Source organism: Novipirellula galeiformis (assembly GCF_007860095.1).
GTDB lineage: Bacteria > Planctomycetota > Planctomycetia > Pirellulales > Pirellulaceae > Novipirellula > Novipirellula galeiformis.
On sequence record NZ_SJPT01000005.1, the window covers coordinates 173,420 to 190,753 of the forward strand.

The 17,334-nt window shown below is 55.5% G+C and carries 17 protein-coding genes; 12 read left to right on the plus strand and 5 right to left on the minus strand.

Annotated elements, in window-relative coordinates:
- The first annotated feature begins 458 nt into the window (after positions 1–458).
- From Pla52o_RS14545 to Pla52o_RS14580, 8 genes are all read left to right on the plus strand, one after another.
- Positions 459–833 carry a response regulator gene (locus Pla52o_RS14545; RefSeq protein ID WP_146595724.1) on the plus strand — a complete coding sequence of 125 codons (375 nt, stop codon included), beginning with the start codon at positions 459–461 and terminating at the stop codon, positions 831–833.
- A gap of 4 nt (positions 834–837) precedes the next feature.
- Positions 838–1,329, plus strand: a complete 492-nt coding sequence (gene panD, locus Pla52o_RS14550; RefSeq protein WP_231612347.1) for an aspartate 1-decarboxylase — start codon at positions 838–840, stop codon at positions 1,327–1,329.
- A gap of 18 nt (positions 1,330–1,347) precedes the next feature.
- Complete coding sequence (locus tag Pla52o_RS14555) at positions 1,348–1,995, plus strand: DMT family transporter (RefSeq protein WP_231612348.1); 648 nt, start codon at positions 1,348–1,350, stop codon at positions 1,993–1,995.
- Positions 1,996–2,083: 88 nt separating this feature from the next.
- Positions 2,084–2,578, plus strand: a complete 495-nt coding sequence (locus tag Pla52o_RS14560; RefSeq protein ID WP_146595353.1) for a 3-hydroxyacyl-ACP dehydratase FabZ family protein — start codon at positions 2,084–2,086, stop codon at positions 2,576–2,578.
- A gap of 131 nt (positions 2,579–2,709) precedes the next feature.
- Complete coding sequence (locus Pla52o_RS14565; RefSeq protein WP_008694933.1) at positions 2,710–3,099, plus strand: acyl carrier protein; 390 nt, start codon at positions 2,710–2,712, stop codon at positions 3,097–3,099.
- Between the two features lie 6 nt (positions 3,100–3,105).
- Entirely contained in the window at positions 3,106–3,612 is a 507-nt protein-coding gene (locus tag Pla52o_RS14570; protein ID WP_146595354.1) for a 3-hydroxyacyl-ACP dehydratase FabZ family protein, read from the plus strand.
- Between the two features lie 64 nt (positions 3,613–3,676).
- Positions 3,677–4,960, plus strand: coding sequence for a beta-ketoacyl-[acyl-carrier-protein] synthase family protein (locus tag Pla52o_RS14575; protein ID WP_146595355.1), 1,284 nt, complete (start codon positions 3,677–3,679; stop codon positions 4,958–4,960).
- A gap of 248 nt (positions 4,961–5,208) precedes the next feature.
- A complete protein-coding gene (locus Pla52o_RS14580) occupies positions 5,209–5,610 on the plus strand; it encodes a hypothetical protein (protein ID WP_146595356.1) in 402 nt (133 codons plus the stop codon).
- A gap of 59 nt (positions 5,611–5,669) precedes the next feature.
- Here the strand turns inward: Pla52o_RS14580 and Pla52o_RS14585 are convergent, their stop codons facing one another.
- On the minus strand, positions 5,670–5,990 hold the full coding sequence (locus Pla52o_RS14585; RefSeq protein WP_146595357.1) for a hypothetical protein: 321 nt from the start codon (positions 5,988–5,990) through the stop codon (positions 5,670–5,672).
- Positions 5,991–6,292: 302 nt separating this feature from the next.
- Here Pla52o_RS14585 and Pla52o_RS14590 point away from each other — a divergent pair, with 302 nt between their 5' ends.
- The 4 genes from Pla52o_RS14590 (at position 6,293) to Pla52o_RS14605 (ending at position 12,343) form a co-directional block, all read left to right on the plus strand.
- Entirely contained in the window at positions 6,293–7,546 is a 1,254-nt protein-coding gene (locus tag Pla52o_RS14590) for an NAD(P)/FAD-dependent oxidoreductase (RefSeq protein ID WP_146595358.1), read from the plus strand.
- Between the two features lie 346 nt (positions 7,547–7,892).
- Positions 7,893–9,245, plus strand: coding sequence for a hypothetical protein (locus Pla52o_RS14595; RefSeq protein WP_231612349.1), 1,353 nt, complete (start codon positions 7,893–7,895; stop codon positions 9,243–9,245).
- Between the two features lie 148 nt (positions 9,246–9,393).
- Entirely contained in the window at positions 9,394–10,749 is a 1,356-nt protein-coding gene (locus tag Pla52o_RS14600; protein WP_197169251.1) for a PQQ-binding-like beta-propeller repeat protein, read from the plus strand.
- 103 nt (positions 10,750–10,852) lie between these two features.
- The gene (locus Pla52o_RS14605; protein WP_146595360.1) at positions 10,853–12,343 is read left to right on the plus strand and encodes a hypothetical protein; all 1,491 of its coding nucleotides are present in this window, start codon (positions 10,853–10,855) and stop codon (positions 12,341–12,343) included.
- On the opposite strand, the gene Pla52o_RS14610 is transcribed toward Pla52o_RS14605, so the two are convergent.
- The 4 genes from Pla52o_RS14610 to Pla52o_RS14625 form a co-directional block, all read right to left on the minus strand.
- Positions 12,326–13,078 carry a polyprenol monophosphomannose synthase gene (locus Pla52o_RS14610; protein WP_261343350.1) on the minus strand — a complete coding sequence of 251 codons (753 nt, stop codon included), beginning with the start codon at positions 13,076–13,078 and terminating at the stop codon, positions 12,326–12,328. The genes Pla52o_RS14605 and Pla52o_RS14610 overlap by 18 nt on opposite strands.
- 153 nt (positions 13,079–13,231) lie before the next feature.
- Complete coding sequence (locus Pla52o_RS14615) at positions 13,232–13,651, minus strand: hypothetical protein (RefSeq protein ID WP_146595361.1); 420 nt, start codon at positions 13,649–13,651, stop codon at positions 13,232–13,234.
- Between the two features lie 87 nt (positions 13,652–13,738).
- Positions 13,739–15,592, minus strand: coding sequence for an ExeA family protein (locus Pla52o_RS14620; protein ID WP_197169253.1), 1,854 nt, complete (start codon positions 15,590–15,592; stop codon positions 13,739–13,741).
- A gap of 475 nt (positions 15,593–16,067) precedes the next feature.
- On the minus strand, positions 16,068–17,078 hold the full coding sequence (locus Pla52o_RS14625; RefSeq protein WP_146595363.1) for an NAD-dependent epimerase: 1,011 nt from the start codon (positions 17,076–17,078) through the stop codon (positions 16,068–16,070).
- Positions 17,079–17,334 lie beyond the last annotated feature (256 nt).

Genomic DNA, 17,334 nt, shown 5'->3' on the forward strand with positions numbered 1-17,334 from the left:
AATGCCGATGGTAAAATGAGGGCGCCTGCGATTTTCAATTGAGCAAACGCTCCGCAGGCGGTCGACTCCCTTCGTATGCCTTTCGCCGCGAGGCCGGATGATTCACCGGACAACTGGTTCTTGCGGCAAACCGTTTCGTAACAGGGGGTTGCGCGAGCGATTTTTAAAATGCGGTGCGTTTTACACCCCGAATCATCCGCGAGGGCCCCAATCAAGATCGATTTTCCCTCGCTGACGCGTCAGGTAATGAAAAACGTCAAAACTTACGTGTCGGGTCGTGGATCATCCCGGCTCGGTTGTGAATCCGCTCAGCCCGCTTGCCGTCCCCTACGACATAGCTACCCTCTTAGGCTTGAATTGCCGGTAACCTCGCCGTGCGAACGCCGCTTCGATCGAAGCAGGGTTTCGCTCGACGCAGGAACTACCGTAAAAAGACTTGCATATAAATTGGTTTGATGATGTCTAAGCTGCTTGTGGATTGCGGAAATTGCGGTCCCGACTTCAATTCGATTCGACGAATGGTCTCGTCCAACTTCAAAGCTTCGGTGGTTCAAACCCACGGGCTCGAAGACACGCTCGAGGCTCTCCGCAATCGCAAGGTCGATTTGGTCACGGTCAATCGCAAGCTTGATCGCGACTATTCGGACGGAATTGAAATTTTGAAGCAAATCAAAGCCGATCCCGAGGTGGGATCGGTCCCGGTCATGCTGGTGACCAATTACGACGAACATCAACAAGCATCCATTGATGCAGGGGGCGTGCTCGGTTTCGGGAAGCTGTCGATCGATGAAACGAAGACGCGTGAGCTGCTTGAGCCTTATCTGAGCGAGTAAAACGATGACAGGTCCATTCCGAAAACTACTTTCCGCAAAAATCCATCGCGCCACCGTTACGGGGGCCGATGTCGATTACGAAGGAAGTGTAACGATCCCCCCCGAGTTGCTTGCGGCCGCAGGGATCTTTGCCTACGAGTCGGTTCACGTCTGGAACGTGACGCGTGGCTCCCGTTTAGAAACCTATGCGATCCCGGGAACGCCAGGCTCGAATGACATTTGCATGAACGGAGCGGCGGCTCATTTGGTGCATCCCGGCGATCAAGTCATCTTGGCGACCTACACCTTTGTTCCCGAAGACAAGGTAGCCGAACATCGTCCGCGATTGGTTTTCGTTGACGCGCAAAACCAGATCAAACACTTGGGGCCCGAAATTGCGGGGCCACAACGCCGCGACGCATCCCCAGACAACGGGCCAGCCCCAGACAACGGGCCAGCCCCAGACAACGGGCCAGCCCCAGACAGCAAAGCGGTCGAAACCGCAAAGGGTTGCTAGGTGCCACACGCGACCGGCATGCTTTCCATCGCAATCCTCGTCGGTCTAGCCGCGGGATGTCTACTGGGAGTTCAGCCCAGTGCCAATGGCTCGCTCGGCAAAGCGCTGGCCCATCCCTACCAAGCGGCTTTGATCTCGTTTGCGGTGGGCACGGCACTGCTATTGATTCTGTGTCTTTTTGCCGGCGTTTTCCCTCCGACATTTAAATCAACGCCGGGGCAATTACCATGGTGGGTCTGGTCCGGAGGCGCGATCGGAGTGGTCGTCGTCACGACCTCTCTGTTTTTCGTTCCTCGCGTGGGATCGGTCCCTTGGTTTGCTGCCATCATGACAGGACAAACCTTGGCGGCTATTTTACTCGATCACTTTGGTTGGATGGGCAATCCGCAAGCCGACGCATCGCCACTTCGACTATTAGGAGTCGCGTTGTTGGTCACAGGCGTGTTGGTCATTGCCCCAGCCAAACGCAGTGAAAACACAGCCAAACGCAGTGAAAACACAGCCCAACGCAGTCAAAACACGGGGCAACGCAGTGAAAACACGGCACCTCCCAGAGAAAATACCGCCCCACGCCTCGTAGAAGCGGGCCAACGGAGTGAATCAGCGACCCCGCTTTCGAGCGAAACCCAGTCGTTGCCGAGCGTCGAATCAACGAATTTCCGGTAAACGCGGGATAATCGTTACGAACTACGGTTGAGGCAAAACTGAGCGAAAACTATTTTATGGCGATCCCCAACGCGTCAATGACCGGAAAATGAAGTACCGACAACTCGATAAAATCACCTCCCTTGAACCCGGAGTCCGAATCACGGCAGAGCGAACGCTGCACGCCGATGAAGAGTACTTGCTGGATCATTTCCCACGCTTTCCCGTGATGCCAGGGGTGATGATGCTCGAATCGCTGCATCAGGCCGCGATTTGGCTGATCCGCACGGGAGACAATTTTGAAAGCGCGTTGGTGCTCTTAAAGGAGGTTCGGGGGGTTAAATTCGGCGACTTCCTGACTCCTGGCGAAACCTTGCAGATCACCGCCGAAGCGATCAAAACCGACGGCGACCTGACCACCATCAAGGCCACCGCCCAGAAAGGGGGGCGAACCACCGTTTCGGCTCGTCTGGTGCTGCAGCGGCGTTCTTGCAATGATCCAGAACGCCTGCAAACGGACGAAGACGTCCGCAACCGGGCCAAAAAACAATTTGACGAACTATTCGGTCCTATTGCGCTCATTCCAGCTAAAGCAGCGAGCTAAGCTTGAACGAGAATAAGCTTGGACCGACAACGATGTCGCCTTGAGCGACCTCAATACAAAACAACTAACGCGTCGAATTGCGACGCATCCCTCACGACCATTTTTGTGCACCGCCCTTAAAGGATTCCCCGATGGCACTTTCCCAAGAAGAAATTTTCGAAAAAGTTCAAGAAGCCCTGATCGACGCTTTGGGCGTGGACGATGACGAAGTGACACGCGAAGCGACTTTGGTCGGCGACTTGGGTGCCGAGTCAATCGACTTTCTCGATATCGTCTTCAAGCTTGAAAAAGCGTTCGACATCACGATCCCCCGTGAAGAATTGTCGCCCGAAGACGTTTTGACTAACTCGGAATACGTCAAAGACGGCGTCGTGACCGCCGAAGGCATGGCCGAACTGAAGCGACGTATGCCTTGGGCCGACCTTTCGGAGTTCGAAAAGAACCCGCGCGTCCAAGACTTCGGCAACTTGTTGACCGTTGGTGACCTGTGCAATTACGTCGAAACCAAGGTCGGAGCCTAGTCCCCCATGCGTTGGTTTTGGATCGATCGATTTACCGAGTTCGTCAGCGGTAGCCATACGAGCGGCATTAAAAATGTCTCGCTCGATGAGGAAGTCGTGGACAAATACTGCCCCGGCTTTCCCGTGCTACCTCCGACGCTCGTGATCGAAGGCATGGCTCAACTTGGCGGCATTCTGGTTTCGGAACACTTTGGTTTCGAAAAACGATGCGTGTTAGCCAAGGTGGGCAAGGCGATCTTTCATCAACCCGCGCGGACCGGCGATCAACTGCGGTATGACGTCAAAGTGGAATCGCTCCAGGAAACCGGAGCGACCGTGACCGGAATCAGCCATATCGGCGAAACATTGCACGCCGAGATCGATCTGATGTTTGCCTTCCTCGACGAAGATCGCTTCAATACCGGTCCCCTTTTCGGACCGGGCGACCTAGAATCGATGTTACGATTGATGAATTTTTTCCATGTCGCCGTGAAACCCGACGGAACCCCCGTTCCGGTCTACGAGAATCTCTAAGACCGCCGACGTTGCCCTCCCCATTCTTTTCTCGCTTTCTCTCCTCAACACCAAAGGTCTCCCCATGCGTCGCCGAGTCGTCGTCACTGGTATCGGAATGATTAACCCGATGGGCCATGACGCCGCGACCGTATGGTCGGGTCTCAAGGAAGGTAAAAGCGGCGTCGCCAAGACCACGCTGTTTGATGCCAGTGGCTTTCCCACTCAGATCAGTGCCGAGGTCAAAAATTGGGACGTCAGCAAAGTCGGAGAATCGATCGAACAATGGGAAAACCGAGGTCGCCACACCCGCTTTGCAATCGGGGCTGGTAAACAAGCGATCCAAGACAGTGGCGTGATGGACTCGATCTCCGATCCCGTTCGCTTTGGTGTCTACATGGGCAGCGGCGAAGGCAACCAAGACTTCCAAACATTCAGCCGCATGATGTCAGCGGCGCTTGCCAACGGCACTTACGATGCCGCGAAGTTTGTCGGCAAAGGACTCGAGCTGCTCGATCCTGCCAAAGAACTCGAGCAAGAACCGAACATGCCCGCGGCTCACTTGGCGACGATGTTCAATGCCCAAGGCCCCAACCTGAACTGCTTGACCGCTTGTGCCGCCAGCAGCCAAGCGGTTGGTGAAGCAACCGAAATCATCCGCCGCGGCGATGCCGACGTGATGCTCGCCGGCGGAACGCACAGCATGATCCATCCGCTCGGCGTGACTGGATTCAATCTGCTGACCGCGCTGAGCGAAAGTAACGACGAACCGACCAAGGCCAGCCGTCCATTTGACCGTTTACGAAACGGCTTCGTGTTGGGCGAGGGATCGGCAATGGTTGTGCTCGAAGAACTCGAAGCTGCCAAACGTCGTGGGGCGACGATCTATGGCGAAGTCGCCGGTTACGGAACCACCGCCGATGCGTACCGCATCACTGACATTCCACCGGATGGCCATGGCGGGATCGCGGCAATGCGAATGTCAATCGCGGACGCTGGATTGACCCCCAACGATATCGGTTACGTTAACGCACACGGAACCAGCACCACGGTGAACGACAAAGTCGAAACCAAAGCGTGCAAAGAAGTGTTCGGCGAAAACGCAATCAACACTCCCGTTAGCAGCACCAAGAGCATGATGGGACACCTGATTGCCGCGGCCGGCGTGACCGAAATGATTGTCTGCTTGATGGCGATTCGCGATGGAGTGTTGCCACCGACGATCAACCAAGAAAACCCCGATCCCGATTGCGACTTGGATTACATTCCTAACGTCGCTCGCGAAGCCAATATCCGCTACGCACTGAACAACAGCTTTGGCTTTGGCGGACAAAACGTCACGCTCTGCCTGAGTCGTTTCGACGGTTAGCAATGGGGTTCGCATTGATTCCGAGGTAACGGAACTTGCCAAGAGTTTCGTTCACGCTCGGATCGCCGAGAACCTTGACGACTTTCGCTAAACAGGTAGGCAGGAATCTTCGGTAGATTAGCCGTTTTGGCGTTAGTCAAGGGTTAAGCGGTTCAAGCGGGGCTAACGCCCAAGCGGCTAATGGGATTTCACCCAATCATTTCTGCCTCTCTGCTTACGACCTCACAACGACCTGGGAGCGTGCAACCATGAACGAATTCACCGATTCGGAACTGGCGGCTTTTCTGGACGAGGCGTTACCGGCCAATCGCAGTTCGGAACTTGAACAAGCGTTACGCAGCGACACCTCGCTACGCAAACGGTTGACCGAGATTCAAGGACGCGAGGCCGCTGGGCTGCACACGATTGCGGGAATTTGGCGACGCGAACGATTGTCGTGCCCCTCACGTTCGGAACTCGGCCAATACATTCTTGGCACGCTGGATACCGAACCGAATGATTACATTCGGTTTCATCTCGACGAGGTCGGTTGTCGCTATTGCCAAGCCAACTTGCTGGATTTGCAAGAAGCGGCCCAGGATCAGTCTCAACCGGTTGTCCGCCGCAGTCGGTTCTTTCAAACCAGTGCCGGCTACCTGCGAAAAGAATAGCGAGGGCACTACACCTCGCGATTACCTTCCCATTTATCCGCGGGTTGCCGGCACCCCCATTACGCCGCATGGTGCATCATTTGTTCGAGACGATCGAGCGTGGTGACCATTTGGTTCCACTCGTTCATCACTTCGAGCGTCGACATCACCGCGGCATCGCTGCGATCAAAGCCTCGTTCGCTGATCGTGATCCGTTTGGCCAACATGATCACGGTGCTCATTACCGAGCCGTCATGATCGGATTTTGAATGCGAAAACTCGTCATCGACGGGTAAAACTTGCTGCATCGCCTCATGGACAGCCCAAATTGCAGCTTTGCGGCTCGATTCTGCCTGAACAACGGTACGCAAATTTCCGGATTGAACGTAAAACTTAGCCATGATCAAACTCCGCGAGATGTTTTGTGTTTTTTAATTTGAAGAGGTGCCGCTTTCGGCTACTTACTTCATCGCATCCGCGGTGACACGTTAGGTCAAAGCGCAACAAAAATTTCAAAATGGTGGAATAGGCGTCCAGCCTGTCATCCGGTTGACGTTAGAGGACTTCGTATCGTCGCCGGGCGTCCGTGCATTTGGACGTCGGCCGACACGTTGTCCTGCTGCAGCGAAATTTAGCTTCCGCCTCACGCGTTTTCTGTCAAGATTCAGCATTCCGTCGACCCCCGATTTCCAAGAGCAACTCAATGTCTAACGCGACGACTGGCGACTCGTTCGATGTCATCATCGTGGGTGCGGGGCTGGCCGGACTCTCCTGTGCCGTCAAGCTTGCCGAAGCGGGTCGATCGGTCACAGTGATTGAAGCGAGCGATCGCGTCGGAGGCCGTGTCCGTAGCGACCACATTGAAGGCTACACGCTCGACCATGGTTTCCAAGTGCTGTTAACCGCCTACCCGGCCTGCCGTGAACTGTTGGACTACAAGAAACTCAACTTGCGTCACTTTTCACCTGGCGTACTGATCCGTCAAAACGGTCACTTCGAGATCCTTGGCGATCCCTGGCGTCGGCCTCACGAAATCCCCGCGACCGTCAAGAATTCTGTTGGCTCTCTGGCCGACAAATGGCGAATCTCGAAACTTCGCAGCGCCTCTCATGCGGACTCCCTCAATGGCCTCTACACACGCGATCAAACGAGCACGATCGAGCGATTAATCAACGCGGGATTTTCCGACCGCATCATCGACCAATTCTTTCGCCCTTTTCTAGGCGGCGTGTTCTTGGACGAATCACTCGAAATGCCCAGCCGGATGTTGGAGTTCGTCTTCCGCATGTTCAGCCAAGGACGCGTTTCGATTCCTGCGGGCGGGATGGCCGAAATCCCACGTCAACTCGCTGACCGACTGCCACGCGGCACCCTGCAACTGAAAACCACCGTCGCGAGTCTTCGGCAAGGATCCGTTGAACTGACCGACGGACGCAACCTGAGTGCCAATCAAATCGTGATTGCCACCGAAAGCAGTGCGGCGGCAAGCCTGCTCGACGATGAATCGTTTGACACCGAGTGGTCCGGTACCACGACGGTTTACTACGGCGCTGACCAAGCACCGACGAAGCGGCGACGATTGCTGTTACGAGGCGATGAACCAGGCCCAGTCCAAAGTGCGATGGTGATGTCCAATGTCGCATCCAACTATGCCCCCAAAGGACGGCACTTGATCTCGGTCAGCACGACGCTCAGCCAAAACGAAGCCCCGGATCAATTGGACGCATCCCTTCGCAAACAATTGACTCAGTGGTTTGGCGATCAGGTCAGTGGGTGGAAACGGCTGCAAATCTACCATGTGCCCTTTGGGCTGCCTAAGTTAACGCTCGACCCAGTGATGCAGCCCATCGCAACAGACCGCGAAGGCGTGTTTGTGTGTGGCGATCACCGGGAAACGCCCAGTATCCAAGGCGCGATGAACAGCGGCCTGAGGGTCGCCCAGGCGATCTTGCGTTAGCGTCTTGTGCCGCCATCGCTAATTAGATTCGACGTCAATCTAGCCGTATTGCAATGCGGGGATAGGCTTCCAGCCTGCCATGGCAAATACGCACTTCGTAGCGAAACTCGCCAAGCGTTTCGGATTGGGGGGCCAAGGGCGGACGAAAGTCTTCACGACTTTTGCTACGAGAAGACAACAGGCAGGATTAATTATTGAAATACCGATGACAGGCAGGATGCCTATCCCACGTTTTGATCGCAGAGCGATCAACGACTTTCTTTTCGGCGCTGGTACAATATGCAATGGATGATCACGAATCCGTTCGTGGTGTTCCTTCCTCGCTACAGTGTGGAGCCCGATGACCATGCCCGAATCGCCATTGTCGGAATTCGATTGGAAATGTCAGCCTCAGGCGGCAATGCTGATCGATCAATGGACCGAAGAATTTGTTCGTGACAATCGCTTTGTTGCCGATTTGCGGACACGGATGTTGGACGAAACGGGAACACGGTTGAGCGATTGGCTCGATCATTTTTCGCTCCCGTTTTCAGTGGAAACGGAATCGCTGCTTTCACAATCAGGTTTTCAATTGCGCCGTGAACCTGGCGACCCGATTTGGCAGCACCCCGCTGGCTTGTTTCCCCACGTTGTGCTGGGTGGTTTCCCCAAGCGACGAGTGACCATTCAAGTCGAATCGGTGGCCGATTTCTTAGTCGCTCATCGCAGCGCGACTCCGATTCAAGGACTGCCTGGATCGTCGCTCAGACTGGCGTGTGTTTGGGAAACCGAGTCGACCGAGTTTTGCGTCATCGAGCGACATGGAGATATTGGTTTCAAACCGAGTGAATTGCCCGTGACCAACGTGCAAGCGATCCTGCAGCACCAGGAAGCGTTGCTGTTGCGAAAACGCGATTTCGTTTCGGACGAAGATGGCTTTGCTCATGCGTGTTCGTTGATCGCTGCGGCCAAGAAGGATCTCGGCGTGGATCGCACTTGCGACTTATTTTTTGCCGCCGAACGCCGCTATTGGGCAAGCCGCAACAAGGCAGCTCGCGTTCAAAAATCACGCCAAGACGAACTCGGACTCGGCTGGGCTAATCACGACCATCACACCTACCGTAGCAGCCGCCAACACTTCACTCGTTTGATCGCGTTACTCGAACAACTCGGGTTTCAGTGTCGCGAACGGTTCTATGGTGGAGCCGAGGCGGGCTGGGGAGCTCAGGTGTTAGAACAACCCGCGACCGGGGTGGTCATCTTTGCCGATGTCGATTTAACCGCGGAAGAGGTCTCGGGCGATTTTGCTCATGCACCACTGCCGCACCGCGATCAACTTGGCACCGTGGGGCTGTGGTGCAAACTGCACGGCGAAGCAGTCTTGCAAGCGGGCATGCACCACCTCGAATGCCAATTTGATTTTGCTGCCGCACGCACTCAATTAGCCGAGCGCGGCATCAAAACGATGGCTCCGTTCACCGACTTTAATTTTTTAAAACAGGCGTTTACAAACGGAGAGGTTTGGCCGGTCGCCGAGGGGCGGATTGAACAAGCGGTGAGTGAAGGCGCGATCACGACCGAGCAAGCCGAGCGGTTCCGCCACTCGGGCAGCATCGGTTCGCACTTGGAAATCTTGCAGCGTGACGAGGGCTACAAAGGCTTCAATCAAACGGGGATCAATGAAATCATCCGTAAAACGGATCCTCGCTACGCCCACTAGATTGACAAAGATTCTCGATTCTGCGGTTTTGCCTTCAGCGCTGAGTGGTTCACTTCGCTTAGAATGTCGCTGACCATCTACCGAGTCGCCTTCATCCCGCGACTGCCTTTCATACCCCTTTTGTTCCGAAACCACTGGACCCGACGCGATGATTCTCGACACTGCAGCGATAACGATCCGATCCCTGTTGATGCTGGCGGTGACCAGCGTGCTGGCGGGGAATGTTGCGACAGCGGACGATTGGCCGCAATGGATGGGGCCGACGCGTGATGGCAATTACAACGAAACGGGACTCGTCGATTCGATTCCCGCTGCGGGATTGCCGATCAAGTGGCGGGTGCCAGTCGAAGGTGGATACGCGGGTCCCGCCGTCGTTGGTGACCGCATCTATGTGATGGATTACAAACGCACCAAGGGAACGTTGGTCGAAGAGCCAGCTGCGAAACCGGAACTCGAGGGGATCGAACGTCTGCTTTGCCTGAACGCCACCACCGGCAAACAAATTTGGAAGTATGAATATCCCTGTAGCTATCGAATCAGCTACCCCGCAGGTCCGCGGGCGACCCCGACGGTTGTCGATGGGATCGTTGCCATCCTGGGGGCGCAAGGCGACTTGTCAGTCCTGGATGCTGAGAGTGGAACGCTCAAGTGGCACATCAACTTGCCCAAAAAATTCAACGCCGAGACTCCCACTTGGGGATTTGCAGCTCATCCGTTGGTAACCGATGGCATGGTCGTGACGATGGTCGGCGGCGAAGGCCAAGCGGTCGTTGCCTTTGATCAAAACACGGGCGATGTGAAATGGAAAGCATTAACCAGCACCGACGCAGGCTATTGCCCTCCGTCGATCATCCAGGCGGGCGGCACGACTCAGTTGATCGCGTGGCATCCGCAAGCGGTCGCGTCACTGAATCCGAAAACGGGCGAGACCTATTGGACCGTCCCGCTAGTTCCCGACTACGGGATGTCGATCAGCCGTCCCCAACGCAGCGGTGACTACTTGTTCGCGACCGGGATCAAGAACAAATCGCTGATGTTGAAACTCGATGCAAACAAACCCGCGGTCAGCGAATTGTGGTCAGGCACCCCGAAGACCTCGCTGAGCGTTTCGACGATGACGCCCATCATCAAGGATGGATTGATTTTTGGTACGGATGAAGGTGTCGGAGCGTTAATGGCCGTGAAGGTCGAAGATGGCGAGCGGATCTGGCAAACCTACGATCCCGTTCGTCCCGAAAACGAACGCCGACTTCCTGTTGGAACCGCCTTCATCACTCGGCACACGCCCACGGGGCATTATTTTCTGTTTGGTGAAGAGGGGCATTTATCGATCGCCGACATGGATGCCGATGGCTACCATTCGCGTGGACAAATGAAAGTACTCGAGCCAACGCAATCCAGCTTTGGACGGAAAGTCGTATGGAGCCACCCGGCCTACGCCAACCAAACCGCTTACGTGCGAAATGACAACGAATTGGTCGCCGTCGATTTGGCCAAACCGTAAAACGGGAATTCACACCTCCTCCGTAGTGGATCTTGCTAAAGATCCCGCGTGAAGGATCTTTAGCAAGATCCACTACGACAATTCCCCCATTTGGAATCCATTCATGAGAAGCCTGCGCCGTGTCCTGCTGGTCCTCGCTGCTTGCTCGTTTGCAACGTCGCATTCCGCGACGGCAGCGGATTTTTTCTTGACCATTGGTGGAGGATACTCGCCATCGGGAAATCAAGCATCGCTGGAACGCAACGTGCTGTTTTTCCAGCGATTGCTTAAACAGCATCGCCTCGATGAAAACGTGAATGACATTTACTTTTCCGATGGCGACCATCCCGACGACGACCTGCAAGTGATCGATCGAACTTCGATCCCCAAGGCCAATCAATTGATGGCCGAGTTTTTTGGTAGCCAGCGTGACCTCGGACTATCGTATCGCAACCATGAAATCGACAAGGTCCGTGGTTCCACATCGCCGAAAAACATTCAACAGTGGTTTGACGATGTCGGCTCAACGATGGAAAAAGGAGACCGGTTAGTGCTCTACGTCACCGCCCACGGCAACGAGAGTCAAACTCGCAACCACCCCTACAACACGTCCATCTCGCTGTGGAATCACCGCAAGATTACGGTCAGCGAACTGTCAGCCATGTTGGATCAATTGCCTGAGGGCGTCAGCGTGGTCACGATCATGGTCCAGTGCCACGCGGGCGGATTTGCGCGTCTGGTTTACAACGAAGGTGATCCAGACAAGGGACGCTCCTCGCAAACGCGAAGCGGTTTCTTTGCCACCGTTCACGACCGCCCCGCCGCAGGATGCACCCCCGAAATCGACGAAGCGACGTATGTCGAATACAGCACCTATTTCTGGGAAGCGATCGCGGGACGCACCCGCTTGGATCAACCGATCGAACTTCCCGATTACAACCAAGACGGGGTCGTTTCGTTCGAAGAAGCCCATGCGTACACGATTCTAAAAAGTGACACGATTGATTTGCCGATCAAAACCTCTGGAGAATTCCTGGGCGAAGAAAGCCTTTTTCAAGACGAGCAACACCCGGAATTGTTGCCGCGTGATTTGGCTTACGATGAATTGATCACGTTTGCAACCGCTTCGGATCGTGCGGTACTCGAAGGCCTCTCGGAACAACTCGACTTACAAGGCGAAAATCGCCTGGAAGTCGCGGAGCAAAAAAAAGAAAAAGCTCGACCGCGAGGACGTCGGCGAGCACGTAACACCGACACCGATTCCAGTGCGGCACTACGACGAAAGATTGCCACCGATATGCGATCGCGGTGGCCGGGGTTGGCCAATCCACTGAACCCCATCGGGATCGAGTTAATGACCACTCGCAGCGACGATTTTATCCGCGCAATCGAAGTGCATCCCGATTACGCAAACTATCGTGAGCTCGCCAACACCAGCAAAACGAAACTTAGTGATCGTGAAAAAGAGGTGAAGTACGAACGCTTCATTCGCACCGTGGAAAACGTCATCCTGCGAGAGAACCTGATTCGCATGGGGAACGCCAACACGATCGCGGCCTTCGAAGCGATTCTCGAGGGCGAGACCGCCTCGTTGGGATCACCGAAACGCCAGTGAGAAGATTTTAATTGCCGATCGCGCCGCCTCACGAAACGTCAACTTGCTGTGCCCTCGCTGGCGATCGGTAAAGGTGATCGGCACCTCGTCCATGACCGCCCCTTTTCGTTTTAACAGCACCAACACCTCTTCGAGCAACGAGTATCCTTGGCTATTCCAATCGCCAAGATTCAACTGTTTGAGTGTGTCGACGCGATAGCACCGCATCGAACCGCTGCAATCTTTGACCGGCAAGCGAAGACAGAGCGTGGCGAATTGATTGACCATCCGGCTCATCATCCGCCGACGCCAAGGCCAACCAATGATCGCTCCCCCGGCAACGTATCGCGAACCGACGACGACATCGATTTCGGGAACTGCGATTGCGCGGTCGAGCAATCGCGGCAATTGGGCCGGATCGTGGCTGAGATCTCCGTCGAGGTTCAAGAAATAATCGTAGTGGTGCTCGATGGCATCGTTCATCGCATAACGAATCGCTCCCCCGAGCCCCCGTTCGTGTTCACGCACCTGGACTCGTAACTCCGCAATACGGTCAGCGAAGTCCAAAGCGATCGTCGCGGTGCCGTCCGGCGAATTATCATCCACGATCAGCAAATCGGCATCGGGAAGGGCCGCTCGCAGTCGCTCGATCATCGCCGCGATATTCTCAGCCTCGTTGTACGTGCATACGCCAACGAGCACACGGCATTGCCGATCTGGGGGTGGAATCGAGCCAGGGGGATCAAGTTCGGACAACGGAGCTTCGAATGATAAAGGAAGGAAGAAACCAAACAATCATCCCGCAAACGAAGCCTGGGGGATCAAGCATCAGCCGCCCAAATTGTAGCGCTGAGCCATCATTTTACGACCCCTCTTGATCCACGCTGCCGATTCCCCCGTGTGTTCTTGCTAAACCGTGGGTTCCGCTAAGTCAATCGAGGCGACCCAGGTCGGTAACGAATCACGGCTCTGGGCAACACCAATCACGAACTCCGCTGCGGAGTTTTCTGCGACACGCAGAGGGCGGGCGATCGTGGCGGTCCAGGCAACCTGCACCCAAAGTGCCTCGTCATGACGACGAGCGAGAACTCGGTTGAGACGACCGACTTGCTGGGCGAAAATACGATTCGCGACCGATTGCCACAGCCCGCCAATCGGACGCAAGACATCAAACCGAACCCGACGAATCCCCGCGTCGGCAAGGCTACGCCCCAACGCTTCATAGAACGGAGCCCGCAAATTCAAGTGAGCCGGCAAAATCAATGCCGGTGTTAACTCATCTTGCTGTCGAATCCGAATCATCCATTGTGCGATTTGCACCAGCGACATCGTTGCTGTCCCAGGACCAAGAGAAAGGAACCGAACCTCATCGCGGACCACACCCAAGCACCGGTGCGGACCTCAGCACGCTGCGAACTAAGATCCACAACCCGTTCGCATCCGCTGAATCATCGCATGGCAATCGACCGACACCTCGGTCTGATCTCGCTCCGATGAGGTCGAGCTCGATGATCGGGAAAGATCGACGTCCTCTTCGATGATCAACAGATCGCTGTCGTCGCGTACGGTCAAACGAAGCGAGCCGTCGGATAAGTCCGTGCGGAGCTTCGTCTCAAGTTCACAGGAACTCGTGCGACGCTCGTCGACATGGAGCGACAGGGTGCTAGGCATCGCTTCGGCTTCGTCGACGAACGATTCCACATCGGAATGCTCACTCGACGTTGCCTCGTTCAACCTTGCTTCGGCCCACGCTTGATCGGCGGCCTCATGCAAGGCTAAGAAATTAGCATTCGCTGACATATCGCCGATCCCAATGATCTCTTGATGCAACATCGCTTCGAGATCATCACACTGAGAATCGATCGATTGCGAGTCGATGGTTCGGGAACCTGTCGAATCGGAATCCATGCACGGAGTCGAGGCAGGTGGGAGTGGAGTGGATTCGGCGACGCCCCTCGCTCCCGCTGGCTTGCCAGCACTTCCCAAACACACATCCTCTTCGTCATCAAACTCACCAAAGATCACGCTGGGGTCCTTGACCGCGGCGCGGCGTTCGCCGAGCGTCGAAACCTTGGAAACGGGAAACGAAACAAGCGAATGATACTGGGTCTCTCCCTTCACTGTTTCCGCATGCTCCGAGGCAACGTCGGCACTGAGCATGTTTTCACGAATGGTCGAGGCGACAAGGTCACGCTTTTCATCTGCGGACTCGGTTGCTGCAGAACCGGTCGCGGCAACACAGTCGGCCGCTTCGTTTTCTTGCTCGCAAACCATTTCATCGCAGGCACCTGCCTCGCAGTCCACTTCACTGGGGTCGCATGCTTGCGAATCCACTTTGGCGGTGGCGACTTCTTCCTCGACGCGAGCGTCGGCACCCGGGGTCTCATCGAGTTCCTCGAGCTCTCCGAACTCAACCGGCGCCCCTTGGCTTGCGAATTCCGGCGACTCAATCATCGGGCTGGGCAATTGTTGCAATTGGGCCCAAGCACAGTCGATGGTGTAATCGGAGATCAAGGACTCGTCCGCAGCCTCAGCGATATCGATCGCTTCGGTCATAATTTGATTCACCAAGCGGGGAACCCCACTACATGCGTGGTGGACCGCTGAGATCGCTTCGCCCGTGATGGTCGAATCGGGGTCGGCGCCACAGCACTGGATCGTCTCGGTAATGTAGTGACGCGTCTCATCGGCGTTCATCGGATGCAAGTAGCAACGAGCCGCGATCCGCTGCGAGAAGGGCTCCATCGAAGGTGCGGCGAGCGTATCATCGAGCCGCACTCCGCCTACAACCACAGCAAACACTCGAGGTTGGCCACCACTGTGAATGTTCGTCGACATGCGAATCGCTTCGAGCACGTCGGCACCAAGCGCCTGGGCTTCATCAACGATGATCAATAGCCCCGCGTTGGGTGGATCGTTATCACACACGCGATCGACCAATGCAAGTTGCAGGTCGGCATCGCCAATGCCGCGATAGTCCGCTCCGAGATGATGCAGCAAGTGACGCAAATAAGCTGCGGGGCTGTCGATGGGGGTTTCACCGAGGACCACCACATCGTGAGTTTCACGGTAGCGATCGACCAGCAATGAGCATAGCAACGACTTGCCCGTTCCCGGAGGCCCGACGACCAATGAAACGCCTTCGCGAGAATCCACGCTACGACAAACGCGTGCCATTGCGTCGGCGATCGAACCAAGCGGAACGTACCGTGAAACACTCGGGAATGCTGGAAACGGTGGAGTCACGTATTGTTGATCGGAGCGTTGCATGGTTCGGGAAACTCTTGTTGCGAGGGGCGTTGAAGCGCTTTGCATCTTGCTTAAACAGCGGCTTGAACGGTTTTTCCGTGATAGAAAGGCATGCTCGAGTCGCAAAACCACCGAGCACAGCAATCCATCCAATCAACAAGATCGGCATAATCGCTACAAAACCTAAACCCAATCGACCGCTAATTCCAAAATAACTTAAAGACCATTTTCAAACGCTGCGATCGAGAGCGGCCGGCGCAGCGTGCCCACCCGGACGAGACCCGCAACCGTCTCCGCGCCCAGCTCAACGCGCCCAGCTCAACGGGGTCAGCTCAACGGGGTCAGCCCGAACAAGGGCGGTGGGAAGGAGCGGGAAAATGTTGAAGCTGCGTGTGGTTCCTAACCCGAAGTGCAATGGAGAGCATCTCACACTTGCCCCGATCTCTCGCGGACGCGTCGGGTGGTCATTCTCGCGGACCACCGACATTGCGAAGACCTACACTTGATAGTACGCGCGGTACCAATCGACAAATCGCTTGACCCCGGTTTCAATCGACGTTTCCGGCTGAAATCCAACCGCCTCGACGAGCGCATCGACATCGGCATACGTTGCCGGAACATCCCCCGGTTGCATCGGCATCATGTTCTTCACCGCCTTGATACCGATCGCATTCTCGATCACTTCGATGAAATGGCCGAGTTCAACCGGTTGGGAATTTCCAATGTTGAAGACTCGGTAGGGCGCTTGGCTGGTCGCCGGATCGGGAGCGTCGCTATTCCAGTTTGGATTGGGCTGAGCAATCTGTTCGGACACGCGGTGAACCCCTTCGACGATATCGTCGATGTAGGTGAAATCGCGACGCATTTTTCCGTGATTGAATACATTGATCGGTTCACCGGCCAGAATCGCTTTGGTGAACAAAAACAAGGCCATGTCGGGACGGCCCCAGGGTCCATAAACCGTAAAGAAACGCAGTCCCGTCGTCGGCAAACCATACAGATGGCTGTAGGTGTGGGCGGTGAGCTCATTCCCCTTCTTGGTTGCCGCGTAAAGGCTGAGCGGATGATCGACCCGATCATGCACCGAAAACGGCATCTGAGTGCAACCGCCATAAACGCTGCTGCTACTGGCATACGTGAGATGCGGCGAATTGGCATGACGGCATGCTTCGAGCACGTTCATAAACGCGACGACATTACTGGTCACATAGGCGTGTGGGTTCTCGAGCGAATAGCGAACGCCCGCCTGGGCGGCGAGGTGAACGACACGATCAAAGTCGTATTTGCGAAACACATCGTTGACGGCGGCTTGGTCCGCTAAGTCCGATTCCACCAACGTGAAGTTGTCAAAGTCGTGAAGTTGGGCCAGTCGGTCTCGCTTGAGTTGAACATCGTAATAGTCATTCACGATATCAAAACCGACGACATCGACGCCTTGCTTGAGCAGCCGAAGCGCCAAGTGGTAACCAATGAAGCCCGCGGTACCGGTAACAAGATAGGTGCTCATGAAAAAACAGGCGTCACTGATTCGAGTGGGTGCTGAACCGATACAATGCCGAACGGATCACTCGCCATGCCACCATCCGCACAACGAGCACTGAATCGCAATCCGTCGGCAGGGTGGGGTCTTGGTGGGAGGCGGTCTCAGCTCCGGCGATCCATTCAGCGTGGGTTGTGGGGGGATGAGGGTCGCGTAGCGCGAACCACGGCAACGCAAATGCCGCAGTCAGAAGCATGTTAGTTCGCAGACCCAATCAGTACCA